Raw genomic sequence first — 14,610 nt, forward strand, 5'->3', positions numbered from 1 at the left:
GATGCCTGGATCGGTCTGCGCCCCGGTGTTGCCTTCGTCCCGCTGACGGAGGCGTGCCCCGGGCTCGCTGTCCGGCCCGGCGTGAGCGGAGTGTCACGCAGCGATGCAGCAGGCGGGCGAACAGGGCGGAGCGCAGGACGTCGCGGACGACGCGGCGGATGAAGGCCTCGCCGTCGAGGCGGAGGAGACCGATGCCGGTCCCGCCGCCGCGCGCCGCGAGCTGACGCGGCTGTGCCTCGCCAGCCGCACCGTGCGGCCGGTCGGCGAAATGCTGCGCTTCGTGGTGGCGCCGGACGGGCAAGTGGTGCCCGACCTCGCCGCCAAGCTTCCCGGGCGCGGCGCCTGGGTCGGGGCCACCCGCTCCGAACTGGCGCTGGCCGTGAAGAAGAAGGCCTTCGGCCGCGCCTTTCGCGGCAAGGGCCGCGTCGATCCGGGTCTTGCCGACCTGGTCGACGTCCTGTTGGAGAAGGACGTGTTCAGCGCCCTCAGCTTCGCCAACAAGGCGGGGCAGCTGGTGACGGGCACGACCAAGGTGGCGGAGGCGCTCCAGGGCGGCGCCGCCATCCTCGTCCACGCCAGTGAAGCGGCACGGGACGGGGTCACGAAACTCGATGCTCTCGCCCGGCGCGTCGGCGAGGCCGAAGGTAAGAAAATAGCCTTCGTTAACTCTTTGTCAGGCGTGCAATTGGACTTGGCGTTGGGCAGGGCAAATGTGGTACATGCTGCGCTGCTCGCCCATCCGACAAGCGCAGGGTTTCTTGCGCGGGTAAGAAGGCTCGAGAGCTGGCGCGCTGGATAAGCGAAGCTGGCGCACAGATTTGAGGCATCCCGCAAGGGGCGGTGATGCTCAGGAACGGATACCGAATGACCGATACGAAGAACCCCGGCGAGAAGACGATGGGCGTTGGCCAGGGCAAGACCCTGACGCTCAAGAGGCCTGTCGAGCAGGGCGTCGTTCGCCAGAGCTTCAGCCATGGGCGCTCCAAGTCCGTGGTGGTCGAGAAGGTGAAGCGGCGCGTGATCGGTCCGGGCGAGAAGCCCGAGGCTCCGTCCGCGCCTTCCGCTGCTCCCGCCGCGCCCGTCGCTGCTGCTCCCGCCGCCCCGGCTGTCGCCGCCGCCGCTCCCGCGCCGTCGGCGCCGCGCCCCGCGCAGCCGCCCCAGGCCGCGCGTCCGGCGCAGGCTCCGCAGGCCGCTCGCCCGGCACAGGCGTCGGCGCCGCAGCAGGGCGCCCGGCCCGCCGGCACGTCGCAGCAGCCGCAGCGCCCGCCCATGCAGGGACGCACCCAGCCCTCGCCCGGCTCCAACTATTCCGGCCCGCGTCCGGGCCCCGTCGGCACCCGTCCCGGCGGCGTCGTGCTGCGCTCGCTGACCGAGGAGGAGGCCCGCGCCCGCACCGCCGCTCTTCAGGACGCGCGCCTGCGCGAGGTCGAGGAGCGCAAGCGCGCCGAGGAAGAGGCCCGCCGCCGCGCCGAGCGCGAAGCCCGCGAAAAGGTCGAGCGCGAGGCCGCCGAGGCCCGCAAGCGCGAGGAAGAGGCGCGTCGCGCCTTCGAGGAAGAAGCCAAGCGCAAGTCCGAGCAGGAGGCGCGCAAGCGCTTCGGCGAGGAGGCCCCGGCGCAGCCGGCCGCGCAGCCGCGCGCCGCCGCTCCGGCCGCTGCCGCGCCGTCCGCCCCGGCTGCCGCCCCCGGCGCCCCGCGCGTCGCGACGCCCCGCAACGCCACCATGGATGCCGAAGACGACGAGCGCCGTCCCGTCCGTCGCGGTCCCGGTGGTGCGCCCGCGCGTCCCGCCCCGCCGCCGCAGAAGCCCACCCGCCCCGCCGGTGGCGAGAAGAATCGCGGCCGCCTCACCCTGGTGACGGCGCAGTCCGGTGACGAGGAGCGCCAGCGTTCGGTTGCGGCCTTCCGCCGCCGCACCCAGCGCATGAGCGGCCACCGGCATGTCGAGACCAAGGAGAAGATCTCCCGCGAGGTCACGGTCCCGGAGACGATTTCCATCCAGGAACTCGCCAACCGCATGGCCGAGCGCGCGGTCGACGTCATCCGCCTGCTGATGAAGCAGGGCCAGATGGTGAAGATCACCGACGTGATCGACGCCGACACCGCCCAGCTGATCGCCGAGGAACTCGGCCACACCGTGCGCCGCGTCGCGGAATCGGACGTCGAGGAAGGCCTGTTCGACACGCCGGACGCGCCGGAGAACCTGCTGCCGCGTCCGCCGGTCGTCACCATCATGGGCCATGTCGACCACGGCAAGACCTCGCTGCTCGACGCGCTGCGCTCGGCCAATGTGGTGTCCGGCGAGGCCGGCGGCATCACCCAGCACATCGGCGCCTATCAGGTGACCTCGCCGCTCGGCGGCAAGATCACCTTCATCGACACGCCCGGCCACGCGGCGTTCACCGCCATGCGCGCCCGCGGCGCCAAGGTGACGGACATCGTGGTGCTGGTGGTGGCGGCCGATGACGGTGTCATGCCGCAGACGGTGGAAGCCATCAGTCACGCGCGCGCCGCCGGCGTGCCGCTGATCGTGGCGATCAACAAGATCGACAAGCCGGACGCCAAGCCCGAGCGCGTGCGCAGCGAGCTGCTGCAATACGAGATCCAGGTCGAAAGCCTGGGCGGCGAGACGCTCGAAGTGGAAGTGTCGGCCAAGGCCCACACCAATCTCGACAAGCTGCTCGAACTGATCAGCCTGCAGGCGGAAGTGCTCGACCTCAAGGCGAACCCCGACCGCGAGGCCGAGGGCACCGTCATCGAGGCCAAGCTCGACCGTGGCCGCGGCCCGGTCGCCACCGTGCTGGTGCAGCGCGGCACCCTGCATGTCGGCGACATCGTCGTCGCAGGCGCCGAGATGGGCCGCGTGCGCGCGCTGATCTCCGACAAGGGCGCGCAGCTCGGCGAAGCCGGCCCGTCCATGCCGGTCGAGGTGCTCGGCTTCAACGGCACCCCGGAGGCGGGCGACCGCCTCGCAGTGGTCGAGAGCGAGGCCCGTGCCCGCGAGATCACCGACTACCGCAAGAACCAGAAGCGCGAAAAGGCGGCGGCGCGTTCCGCTACCGTCCGCGGCTCGCTGGAACAGATGATGAGCCAGGCGAAGACGGCGGGCCGCAAGGAATTCCCGCTGATCATCAAGGGCGACGTCTCCGGTTCGGTGGAAGCGATCGTCACCTCGCTGGAGAAGCTCGGCACCGACGAGGTGCAGGCCCGCATCATCCACTCCGGCGCCGGCGGCGTGAACGAGAGCGACGTGACGCTGGCCGAGACCGCCAATGCGGTGATCATCGCCTTCAACGTGCGCGCCAACAAGGAAGCCCGCGAGGCGGCCGACCGTGCCGGCATCGAGATCCGCCAGTACAACATCATCTACGATCTGGTGGATGACGTGAAGGCGGCGATGGGTGGCCTGCTCGCCCCGATCAACCGCGAGACCATGCTCGGCAACGCCCTCATCAAGGAGATCTTCGCGGTCTCCAAGGTGGGCAAGGTCGCCGGCTGCCTGGTCACCGACGGCATCGTCGAGCGCGGCCAGCATGTCCGCCTCATCCGCGACAACGTCGTCATCCACGAAGGCAAGCTCGCCACGCTCAACCGCTACAAGGATGCGGTCAACGTGGTGCAGTCCGGCCAGGAGTGCGGCATGTCCTTCGAGAACTACCAGGACATGCGCGCCGGCGACGTCATCGAATGCTACCGCGTCGAGGTGGTCCAGCGCACGCTGTGACCCCTGCCGCAGGGCACGACGGCCGGACGGTTTGCCGCCCGGCCGCCTGAGAAGTACCGCGGGAGCCGGACGGTCCGAATCCGTCGGCTCCGGTCGAAGCCGTCCCGCTTTCCGGCGTCACCGGTGCGGGCGTTGAGGAACGTTGAACGTCATGAAGACCAAAGCGAGCTCGGGCACCGGCCCGAGCCAGCGCCAGCTGCGCGTCGGCGAGCTGGTGCGCCATGCCCTGTCCGACATTCTGTCGCGCGGCGACCTGCCTGATCCGGCCTTGTCGAAGGTGCTGATCACCGTGCCGGAAGTGCGGATGAGCCCGGACCTGAAGATCGCCACCTGCTTCGTCATGCCGCTCGGCGGCAAGGACACCAAGGCGGCCATCGACGCGCTGGCGACCAATGCCAAGCCGCTGCGCGGCGAGATCGCCCGCCGGGTGGAGCTGAAATACGTCCCCGAGCTGCGCTTCCGCATCGATACCTCCTTCGAGGAAGGCGCGCGCATCGATGCGCTGCTGCGCTCGCCGGACGTCGCCCGCGACCTCGACCATCAAGACGACCCGAACGACGACGACAACGAGAACAACAAGGACGATCAGGCATGAGCGCCCCCATGATCGAGGCCGCCACGGCCGAAGCCCTCATCGACGACGCCATCGTCGACGAGACCCACGCCGCCCCGGCTGCGGCTCCCGACGACGCCCGCCCGCGCGGGCCGAAGGGCGACCGCCGCGAGCGTCCGGCCCGGCGGCCCAAGCGCGACGTCGATGGCTGGGTGCTGCTGGACAAGCCGGTCGGCATGACCTCCACCCAGGCGGTCGGCGCGGTGAAATGGCTGTTCCAGGCCAAGAAGGCCGGCCATGCCGGCACGCTCGACCCGCTCGCCTCCGGCTGCCTGCCGATCGCGCTCGGCGAGGCGACCAAGACCGTGCCCTTCGTCATGGACAGCCGCAAGGTCTACCGCTTCACCGTGCGCTGGGGCATCGAGACCGACACCGACGACAGCGAGGGCCAGGCCGTCGCACAGTCGGAGGTCCGCCCGGACCGCGACGCCATCCTCGCCATCCTGCCGGCGTTCCGCGGCGAGATCGAGCAGGTGCCGCCGGCGTTCTCGGCGCTGAAGATCAATGGCGAGCGCGCCTACGACCTGGCGCGCGACGGCATCGCCGTCGAGCTGGCCGCCCGCACCGTGGTCATCCACCGGCTCGACCTCGTCGACATGCCGGATGCCGATCACGCGGTGTTCGAGGCGGAATGCGGCAAGGGCACCTATGTGCGCTCGCTCGCCCGCGATTTCGGCCGCCGGCTCGGCACGCACGGCCACATCACCGCGCTGCGCCGCGGCGTGGTCGGCACCTTCGCCGAGGAGCAGCTGATCCCGCTCGACGCCCTGCGCGCCATGCATGCGGACAATGGCGAGACCCCTCCCTTCGCGGCGCTGCGCCCGGTGGAGATCGGCCTCGACAGCCTGCCCTCGCTGCGGGTGAGCCCGGCGGATGCGGCGCGCCTCGCGCGCGGCCAGTCGATCATCCTGCGCGGACGCGACGCGCCGATCCTCGAAGGCCCGGTCGCCATCACCGCCGGCGGCCGGCTGGTGGCGCTCGGTGACGCCGAAGGCGCCGAGATCTTCCCCCGGCGCATCTTCCACCCCGGCCCGGCCTCCTGAGCGGCAAGGCCGGCAGAGAAGATGCGACTGGCATCGCGGGCGTTTTCGTGTATGGTGCGCCCGCGTTGCGGACCTGTCGGTCCGCGCGAGCCTTTCGCTTTTCGACCGCGCTGGACGACATCCCGGCCCGGCCGATCCGCGAAACCGGCGGCTCCGCGCCAAGCGGTCCGCCACATCGATTACCGAAAACCGGAAAGGATACCCGATGTCGATCACGCCGGAGCGCAAGCAGGCGCTCATCGCTGAATATGCCACCAAGCCGGGTGATACCGGTTCGGCGGAAGTGCAGGTTGCGATCCTCACCGAGCGCATCACCAACCTCACCGGCCACTTCAAGGGCCACGCGAAGGACAACCACTCCCGTCGCGGCCTGCTCAAGATGGTGTCCGCGCGTCGCGGCCTCCTCGACTATCTGAAGAAGACCGAGGAAGCCCGCTACAAGTCGCTCATCCAGCGGCTCGGCATCCGCCGCTGACGTTTAGCCGAGGCTCGCACCGGCCGGTGCGGGCCTCGTGCGCTATCAGGATGGCGCCGGCGAATACTACGCGGCGCCGCCTCACGAAGACTGGAACCTGAGGAACAGGTTCCGGAGAACGCAAAAGCGGCGGGCATGGGGCTCGCCGCGTCCGACAGAAGCGGCGGCCATGGCAGGATCGCCGGAGACTTGGCCCGGCGTATCCCGGAGTGCGGAGTCTCCCGCCGTCTTGCCCATGGCCCCCTTCGGAAAGCCAGAGACAGACATGTTCGACATTCACCGCGAGGAACTCGACTGGGGTGGGCGCACGCTCTCCCTCGAGACCGGCAAGATGGCGCGTCAGGCCGACGGCGCCGTGCTCGCGAAATACGGCGACACCACCGTGCTCGCCACCGTGGTCTCCGCCAAGGCGCCCAAGCCCGGCCAGGACTTCTTCCCGCTCACCGTCAACTACCAGGAAAAGGCCTATGCGGCCGGTCGCATTCCCGGTGGCTACTTCAAGCGCGAAGGCCGTCCGAGCGAGAAGGAGACGCTGGTCTCCCGCCTGATCGACCGCCCGATCCGCCCGCTGTTCCCCGATGGGTACAAGAACGACACCCAGGTCGTGGTGACCGTGCTGTCGCACGATCTCGAGAACGATCCCGACATCGTGTCGCTGGTCGCCGCCTCCGCCGCGCTCACCCTTTCCGGCGTGCCCTTCATGGGCCCGGTGGGTGCCGCCCGCGTCGGCTTCATCGACAATGAATATGTGCTGAACCCCTCGGTCGACGAGCTGAAGGATTCGGCGCTCGACCTCGTGGTCGCCGGCACCGCCGACGCCGTGCTGATGGTGGAATCCGAGGCCAAGGAGCTGTCCGAAGAGGTCATGCTCGGTTCGGTGATGTTCGGCCACCGCCACTTCCAGCCGGTGATCGACGCCATCATCCGCCTCGCCGAGAAGGCCGCCAAGGAGCCGCGCGACTTCGCCGCTCCCGACCACTCGGCGCTCGAGGCCGAGCTGCGCGGCCTGATCGAGGCCGACCTGCGCGACGCCTACAAGATCGCCCGCAAGCAGGACCGCTATGACGCGGTCGGCGCCGCCAAGGCCAAGGCCAAGGCGCATTACGCCGCCCTCGCCGCCGAAGGCAAGGACGTGCCGGACGCCCAGACCCTCGGCGAAGTGCTGAAGGAGCTCGAGGCCAAGATCGTCCGCTGGACCATCCTCGACGAGGGTGTCCGCATCGACGGCCGCGACACCAAGACCGTCCGTCAGATCGTTTCGGAAGTCGGCGTGCTGCCGCGTACCCACGGCTCGGCGCTGTTCACCCGCGGCGAGACGCAGGCGCTGGTCGTCGCGACCCTCGGCACCGGCGAGGACGAGCAGTTCATCGACAGCCTGGAAGGCACCTACAAGGAGCGCTTCCTGCTGCACTACAACTTCCCGCCCTTCTCGGTCGGCGAGACCGGCCGCATGGGTTCGCCCGGCCGTCGCGAAATCGGCCATGGCAAGCTCGCCTGGCGCGCCATTCGCCCGATCCTGCCGCCGCAGCACGAATTCCCCTACACGCTGCGCGCGGTGTCGGAGATCCTCGAATCCAACGGCTCGTCCTCGATGGCGACCGTTTGCGGCACCTCGCTCGCCCTGATGGACGCCGGCGTGCCGCTGCGTCGCCCGGTGGCCGGCATCGCCATGGGCCTCATCCTCGAGGGTGACAAGTTCGCCGTGCTCTCCGACATCCTCGGCGACGAGGATCACCTCGGCGACATGGACTTCAAGGTGGCCGGCACCGAGAAGGGTGTCACCGCCCTGCAGATGGACATCAAGATCGCCGGCATCACCGAGGAGATCATGAAGGTCGCCCTCGAGCAGGCGAAGGGTGGCCGTGCGCACATTCTCGGCGAGATGGCCAAGGCGCTGACCGGTGCCCGCGCCGAGCTCGGCGAGCATGCTCCGCGCATCGAGGTGATCCAGATCCCGGTCGACAAGATCCGCGAAGTGATCGGGTCGGGCGGCAAGGTCATCCGCGAGATCGTCGAGAAGACCGGCGCCAAGATCAACATCGAGGACGACGGCACCGTGAAGGTGGCCTCGGCGTCCGGCGAGTCGATCAAGGCGGCGCTCAACTGGATCAAGTCGATCGCTTCCGAGCCGGAAGTCGGCCAGATCTATGAGGGCACCGTGGTGAAGGTCGTCGATTTCGGCGCCTTCGTGAACTTCTTCGGCGCCAAGGACGGCCTCGTGCACGTCTCGCAGCTCGCCAAGGAGCGGGTGTCCAAGCCTTCCGACGTGATCAAGGAAGGCGACAAGGTGAAGGTGAAGCTGCTCGGCTTCGACGAGCGCGGCAAGACCCGCCTGTCGATGAAGGTCGTCGACCAGGCCACTGGCGAGGACCTCGAAGCCAAGGGCAAGGCCGAAGGCAACGAGGCCGGCGCCGCCGAGTGATCGGCCGTCTGGTTTCTGGTTAAGAGCGGGGCGCCTTCGGGCGCCCCGTTTCGTTTTGGTCGACCGAATGCCTCCATTGGCAACCCAGGCACGAGGACAGGCCGTCGGCAGACTGGAGATTGCCGATGGACAGAAGCAACGTCGACGATCGGCTTGTGATCCACGCCCTTCTCGATGACCTCGTCGAGGATGGCACCAGCTTCGACACGACCAAAGCCACCCAACTGATCGCCCGGGTGCCGATCACGCAGAAATCGTCACCGTTCCAGTTCAGGAGCGCGTGGAATAGCAGCACCTCCCAAAGCGGCTATGCGGCCGGCATTGGCCAGAGTTCGATCAAGGAGGACGAGGAAAAGTCGGTCGAGATCGGTGCCGACCGGCGCTGGCGAATTGGTGGCTACAAGATCGAGCACGAACCCGGTCAACTCGATATCGAACTGATGTGGGCGGACACCAAACGCGATCCAACCGGCAGCCTGTGCCGGTTGACCTACGATCCGCCGAGCGGGCGCCCGTCGATGCTGTATCTCGGCGAGCAGCGCGGCCTGAAGCTCGGCCCGCTGTTCTTCAGCTAGGGGCCCTTCTACAAGCCATGGAAGCATCCGGCCTGACGCCGGCTATCGGAACGCCGCGACCGCCTCCGCGATCGCCTCGCGCGAGCACCCCGCCTTCAGCGCCAGCACCAGCATGAGCCGCGCCTTCAGCGCCGGCAGCAGCCCGGCGGGCAGCGCGCCGCGGGCGATCAGGTCGATCTCCGAGCCGGGATAGCCATAGGTGCGCTCGAACACCGGTCCGCCGAGCGTGCGGCTCGCCAGCACCACCGGCATCTGCCGCACCAATGCGCCGACCGCCTCGGCCATCACGCCGGGGACGTGGCCGGCACCGGCGCCCTCGATCACCGCGCCGCGATAGCCGAGGCCGGCCAGCGCCGGCAGCAGCCGACCGTCGTCGCCCATGCCGATCTTGACCAGCGCCACCGGCGGCAGCTCGATATCGGCGCCCGCGGCAGATGCCGGCATCAGGTCGGGCAAGGTGGGCGGCAGGGTGAGCGGCGTCACGCGGGAGAACAGCCGCGCCTGCCCCTCCGCCACCAGCCCGAGCGGGCCGCCATTGTCGGAGACGAAGGCAGAGGTGAGCGCGCTGTGCCCCTTGCGGACATAGCGGGCGGCATGGATCTCGTCGTTCAGCACCACCAGCGTGCCGAGGCCGCGCGCCGCCGGGCTGGCCGCGACGATGGCGCCCGCCAACAGATTGGCCGGTCCGTCGGCGCCGGGCTGCTGCGGCCCGCGCATGGCGCCGATCACCACCACCGGCCGGTCGTCGCGCACCATGAGGTCGAGCGCGAAAGCGGTCTCCTCGATGGTATCGGTACCCTGGATCACCAGCGCACCGTCGAAACCGTCGGCGAAGGCGGCACGGATCTCGGCGGCCACAGCGGCGATGTTGCCGAGCGTCAGCGAGGAACTGCCGACCCGGAACGGCGAGCGTGCCTCGATCTCCGCGATCTCGGCCAGCGCCGGCACCGCCGCCACCAGATCGGCGGCGCCCAGCGTCGGCGCGATGCCGCCGGCGGCGGAGGCGGTCATGGTGATGGTGCCGCCCAGCGACAGGGCGAGCAGGCGGGGACGGCGGAAGATCTCGGGCATGGTCGATCCGGCGGCAGGGGGGCCCTTTTCTATAGTCGCTCCCTGCAACCTTGTCGCTTGGTCCACGCCTTGGATCGCGGCCAGGCTCCCGCCTCCCGATCAGAAGAGGACAGAGCGAGAGGTCCCCGCCGTCCCGCCGCACGAGCCACCTCCCATCGAAACCGGATATTACCGGTTTCGACCCGACCCGAACGACGGAGCCGGACGTGTCCAGTTGCGCCTTGGCCGGAACCGGACGCGGCAGCTACCGAGTTCGGACAGGAAAGCGACCATCGGACCGGCCTACAAGGCCGGCGGATGCGCCGCGCGGCTGTCGTCCGGCACCTCGTCGCGCGCGTCCATGCCATAGTCGCGCAGAATGGCGGCCACCCGCAGCCGGTAGTCGCGGAACACGCCGGCGCGGCCCTTGCCCTGTGCCGCGCGATGCGAGGGCAGGCAGCGCCAGGCTCGCACCGCCTCCTCGTCGCGCCAGATCGACAGCGACAGCAGCTTGCCCGGCTCGGTCAGGCTCTCGAAGCGCTCCACCGAGATGAAGCCGTCGCGGCCCTGAAGGTCGGCCTTCAGCGCTGCGGCGAGTTCGAGATAGTGCTCGCGCTGCCCGTCAGCCGGCCAGACCTCGAAAATAACGGCAATCATGTCGGCCTCCCTGGAGCCGCCGGCTCATTCCGCCGGTTCACTCCGCAGCTACGGCGAACGGCTCCGGCAACGGATTGGGCCCGCCGGTCGCCCAGTCGAGCAGTTCGACCGTGTGCACGGTCGGAATGGCGGTGCCGCCGCCGATCTGGGTCAGGCAGCCAATATTGCCGGCGGCGATCACCTGCGGCTGGGTGCGCTCGATATTCGCCACCTTGCGGTCGCGCAGCCGGCCGGCGATCTCCGGCTGGAGGATATTGTAGGTGCCGGCCGAGCCGCAGCACAGATGCCCTTCCGCCGGCTCCAGCACGGTGAAGCCGGCGCGGGCCAGCAGCTCCTTCGGCGCCGTCTTCACCTTCTGCCCATGCTGCAGCGAGCAGGCGGAATGGTAGGCGACGCGCATCCCCGCCGCGATCACCGGCACCGGCAGCTCGCGCTCGACGAGGAACTCGCTGACGTCCTTCGCCAGCGCGGACACCTTGGCCGCCTTCTCGGCATAGGCCGGCTCGAGGCGCAGCATGTGGCCGTAATCCTTGATCGTCGTGCCGCAGCCCGAGGTGGTGACGATGATGGCATCGAGCCCCTCGCCCTGGATCTCCCGCCACCAGGCATCGACATTGGCGCGGGCATTGGCGAGCGCCGGCTCTTCCTTGCCCATGTGATGGGTGAGCGAGCCGCAGCAGCCGCCACCGACCGGCCGCACCACTTCCACCCCCATGCGGGTGAGCAAGCGGATCGCCGCCTCGTCGATCTCCGGCCGCAGCACCGGCTGGGCGCAGCCGTCGAGCAGCGCGACGCGGGCGCGGCGGGCGCCCAGCGCCGGGAACTGGCGCACATTCTCGCTGGCCGAGCGGCTCGACGGGCGGGCCGGTGCCAGCTTCAGCATGGCGGCGACCGGGGCGAGGCCCGGCACCTGGCCGATCATCCCGGCGAAGGGCCGCGCCAGCATGGCGCCGGCGAGCGACAGGCGGAACAGCGAGCGGCTCGGCAGCACCCTGGCCAGCACCGCGCGCAGCGTGCGGTCGAGGAACGGGCGCTTATAGGTCTTCTCGATATGGTCGCGCGCATGGTCGACGAGATGCATGTAGTGCACCCCGGACGGGCAGGTGGTCATGCAGGACAGACAGGACAGGCAGCGATCGACATGCTTGGCGACCTCGGCGGTGGCCGGCCGGTCGTTCTCCAGCATGTCCTTGATCAGGTAGATGCGCCCGCGCGGCGAATCGAGCTCGTCGCCGAGCAGCGCGTAGGTCGGGCAGGTGGCGGTGCAGAAGCCGCAATGCACGCAGGCGCGCAGGATCTGTTCGGAGCGTGCGACCTGCGGATCGGCGAGCTGGGCAAGCGAGAAATGGGTCTGCATGGTCCTCACACTCCCGCATACATGCGGCCGGGGCTCAGCACCCGGCTCGGGTCGAAACCGTCCTTCATCCGCTTCACCAGCGCGCCGGTGACGGGATCGAGCGGCTGGAACACCTCCAGCGCCGCGCGGGTGGCGGCATCGGCGCGGATCAGCGTCGCATGCCCGCCCGACTGCGGCCCGCCGACGGCGGCGAGCACGCCGCGCACCAGCTCGGCGCGCGGATCGGCGTCAGGCATCTCGATCCAGATCAGCCCGCCGGCCCAGTCGTAGAAGCAGGCGCCGCCCGCCTCGGCGACGGCGACGCCGATGGCGGAGGCCTTCATCGGCGCGGTCGAGACCCGCCAGACCGCCCGCTTATGGTCGCCGGCGAAGGGCTCGACGTCGCGCAGCGCCCGCCACAGCGCGGCGGAGCTCTCGGCCTCCAGCCGCCCGAGCGTGCCGAAACCGGCGAGCAGCCCTTCGAGCTTCTCGCGGCGATGGCGGATCGAGGGCGGCACGCCCTCCAGCCGCAGCGCCGTCACCGAGCTGCCGGCGAGCGCCAGGGCGGGAATGTGCCCGGTGACGCCGAACGGCACATGCGCGGCGCCGGAGACGTCGTAGAACGAGCCGACCGCCGCGCTCATCGCCTTCGCCGCCGTGGCGTCGTCGAGGCCGTAGATCAGCAGCGTCTCCAGCGTCTCCGGGCGCGGCAGCACCTTGATGGTCAGCTCGGTGAAGGCGGCGAGCGTGCCATAGGAGCCGGACAGGCCGCGCGGCAGGTCGTAGCCGGTCACGTTCTTCACCACCCGGCCGCCGGCCTTGAACGCTTCGCCGCGCCCCGACACCGCGCGCAGGCCGAGCGCATGGTCGCGGGCGGCGCCGGCGGAGGGACGGCGGGGACCGGCGAGATTGGTCGCCATCAGTCCGCCCAGCGTGCCCTCGCCGCGCGGACGGCCGAGCAGCGGGCCGTAATCCATCGGCTCGAACGCCATCATCTGGTTGGAGGCCACCAGCAGCGCCTCGATCTCGGCCACCGGGGTGCCGGCCTTGGCGCTCAGCACCAGCTCGGCCGGCTCGTAGAGGCTCACCCCGGTGAGCGCGGAGAGATCGAGCGTGGCGTCGGTCTGGATGTGGCGACCGAGCGCCTGCTTGGAGCCAGAGCCGGCGACATCGAGGGTTCGGCCTTCGGAAACCGCCCAGCGGACGGTCTCGACGACGTCGGCTTCATCGCGGGCTCGGAGGCGGTCGGCGGTGGTCGGCGGGGTCATGGTCGGCTCACTCGCGGGCGGTCATCAGAACGGGAGGGCGGCAAGGCGCGCCGCATGTCGGTTGTGCTCGGCGATCACCGCCGGCAGGTCGATGGTGACGATCTCGCCACGCTCCACCACCGGCCTTCCCTGCACCACCGTCCAGCTGGCACGGTGCGGGCCGGTGAACAGCGTCGCGGCGACCGGATCGGCCAGCCCGCCGGCAAAGGCGAGGTCGTCGAGGCGGAAGGCGGTGAAGTCGGCGCATTTGCCGGGTGCCAGCGCGCCGATGTCGTCGCGCCCCAGCACGGCGGCGCCGCCCAGCGTCGCCAGCTCCAGCGCCCGCCGGGCGGTCATCCATTCATGGTCGCGCGAGGGATCGGAGGTCGACAGCGTGGTGTCCGGCCCTTCCGGCGGGCGCAGGCTGATCTGCAGCCGCGCCAGCAGCATCGCCTGGCGCGCCTCGCCGAGCATGTGGTTGGAATCGTTGGAGGCCGAGCCGTCGACGCCAAGGCCGACTTTCACCCCGGCGCGGCCATAGGCCATCACCGGCGCGATGCCGGAGGCGAGCCGCATATTGGAGGAGGGACAGTGGCACACCCCGACCCCGGCGCCGGCGAAGCAGCCGATCTCGTGGTCGTTCACATGCACCGCATGGGCGAACCAGACATCCGGCCCCAGCCAGCCGAGTTCCTCCATATAGGCGACCGGCCGCTTGCCGAAGCGCTCCAGCGTGTAGCGCTCCTCGTCGATGGTCTCGGCGAGGTGGGTGTGCAGGCGCACGCCGTGGCGGCGGGCCAGCGCCGCGCTGTCGCGCATCAGCTCCGGCGACACCGAGAAGGGCGAGCAGGGGGCCAGCGCGATCTGCAGCATCGAACCCGGCGCGGCGTCGTGATAGGCGCCGATCACCCGCTCGCTATCGGCGAGGATGTCGTCCTCGCGCTCGACGCAGCTGTCCGGCGGCAGGCCGCCACGGCTCTCGCCGAGCGACATCGAGCCGCGCGAGACCATGAAGCGCAGCCCGATCTCGCGGGCGGCGCCGATCTGGTCGTCGACCCGGCAGCCATTGCGGAACACATAGGCGTGGTCGAAGGCGGTGGTGCAGCCGGACAGAGCGAGCTCGGCGAGGCCGACCAGCGTCGCGGTACGCGAGGCTTCCGGCGTGCGGGCGCCCCAGATGCGGTAATGCGCCTTCAGCCAGCGGAACAGGTTGGTGTTCTGCGCCGCCGGCAGGTTGCGGGTCAGCGTCTGGTCGAGATGGTGGTGGCAATTGACCAGCCCGGGCAGCACCACATGGCCGGAAAGGTCGATCACCCGGTCGGCGGTGGCCGGCAGGGTCTCGGATGGCCCCACCGCCTCGATCCTGCCGTCGCGCGCGAAAACGCCGCCGCCGGGAATCTCCCGGCGCGCCCCGTCCATGGTGACGAGGATGTCGGCATTCCTCGCGAGCAGCGTCGCCACGTTCCCGTCCT

At 70.1% G+C, this 14,610-nt stretch carries 12 protein-coding genes; 7 read left to right on the forward strand and 5 right to left on the reverse strand.

Annotated features, from left to right (window positions below; translation table 11 throughout):
• The first annotated feature begins 103 nt into the window (after positions 1–103).
• The 7 genes from KHC28_RS08105 to KHC28_RS08135 all read left to right on the forward strand — a co-directional run bounded on the left by KHC28_RS08105 (position 104) and on the right by KHC28_RS08135 (position 8,848).
• Positions 104–799 (forward strand): RNA-binding protein, encoded by a 696-nt coding sequence (locus tag KHC28_RS08105; protein WP_214007833.1) that lies wholly within the window; start codon positions 104–106, stop codon positions 797–799.
• Between the two features lie 65 nt (positions 800–864).
• On the forward strand, positions 865–3,720 hold the full coding sequence (gene infB / locus KHC28_RS08110; RefSeq protein WP_214007834.1) for a translation initiation factor IF-2: 2,856 nt from the start codon (positions 865–867) through the stop codon (positions 3,718–3,720).
• 151 nt (positions 3,721–3,871) lie between these two features.
• Entirely contained in the window at positions 3,872–4,315 is a 444-nt protein-coding gene (gene rbfA, locus KHC28_RS08115) for a 30S ribosome-binding factor RbfA (RefSeq protein WP_214007835.1), read from the forward strand.
• 8 nt (positions 4,316–4,323) lie between these two features.
• Positions 4,324–5,376: a tRNA pseudouridine(55) synthase TruB gene (gene truB, locus KHC28_RS08120; protein ID WP_376772652.1), complete on the forward strand. Its 1,053-nt coding sequence runs from the start codon at positions 4,324–4,326 to the stop codon at positions 5,374–5,376.
• A 205-nt stretch (positions 5,377–5,581) separates the two neighbouring features.
• Positions 5,582–5,851 (forward strand): 30S ribosomal protein S15, encoded by a 270-nt coding sequence (rpsO, locus tag KHC28_RS08125; protein ID WP_214007837.1) that lies wholly within the window; start codon positions 5,582–5,584, stop codon positions 5,849–5,851.
• Between the two features lie 265 nt (positions 5,852–6,116).
• Positions 6,117–8,273 carry a polyribonucleotide nucleotidyltransferase gene (gene pnp, locus KHC28_RS08130; RefSeq protein WP_214007838.1) on the forward strand — a complete coding sequence of 719 codons (2,157 nt, stop codon included), beginning with the start codon at positions 6,117–6,119 and terminating at the stop codon, positions 8,271–8,273.
• Between the two features lie 125 nt (positions 8,274–8,398).
• Positions 8,399–8,848: a hypothetical protein gene (locus KHC28_RS08135; protein ID WP_214007839.1), complete on the forward strand. Its 450-nt coding sequence runs from the start codon at positions 8,399–8,401 to the stop codon at positions 8,846–8,848.
• Positions 8,849–8,890: 42 nt separating this feature from the next.
• Here KHC28_RS08135 and KHC28_RS08140 read toward each other — a convergent pair whose 3' ends face one another.
• From KHC28_RS08140 to KHC28_RS08160, 5 genes are all read right to left on the reverse strand, one after another.
• The gene (locus KHC28_RS08140) at positions 8,891–9,919 is read right to left on the reverse strand and encodes an asparaginase (RefSeq protein ID WP_214007840.1); all 1,029 of its coding nucleotides are present in this window, start codon (positions 9,917–9,919) and stop codon (positions 8,891–8,893) included.
• 282 nt (positions 9,920–10,201) lie between these two features.
• Positions 10,202–10,555, reverse strand: coding sequence for an antibiotic biosynthesis monooxygenase family protein (locus tag KHC28_RS08145; protein ID WP_214007841.1), 354 nt, complete (start codon positions 10,553–10,555; stop codon positions 10,202–10,204).
• Positions 10,556–10,592: 37 nt separating this feature from the next.
• Complete coding sequence (gene glcF / locus KHC28_RS08150; RefSeq protein WP_214007842.1) at positions 10,593–11,912, reverse strand: glycolate oxidase subunit GlcF; 1,320 nt, start codon at positions 11,910–11,912, stop codon at positions 10,593–10,595.
• 5 nt (positions 11,913–11,917) lie between these two features.
• Positions 11,918–13,159, reverse strand: a complete 1,242-nt coding sequence (locus tag KHC28_RS08155) for an FAD-binding protein (protein ID WP_214007843.1) — start codon at positions 13,157–13,159, stop codon at positions 11,918–11,920.
• A 24-nt stretch (positions 13,160–13,183) separates the two neighbouring features.
• Entirely contained in the window at positions 13,184–14,599 is a 1,416-nt protein-coding gene (locus tag KHC28_RS08160; RefSeq protein WP_214007844.1) for an 8-oxoguanine deaminase, read from the reverse strand.
• Positions 14,600–14,610: the final 11 nt, after the last annotated feature.

Origin of the sequence: Ancylobacter sonchi (assembly GCF_018390695.1) — a bacterium.
GTDB lineage: Bacteria > Pseudomonadota > Alphaproteobacteria > Rhizobiales > Xanthobacteraceae > Ancylobacter > Ancylobacter sonchi.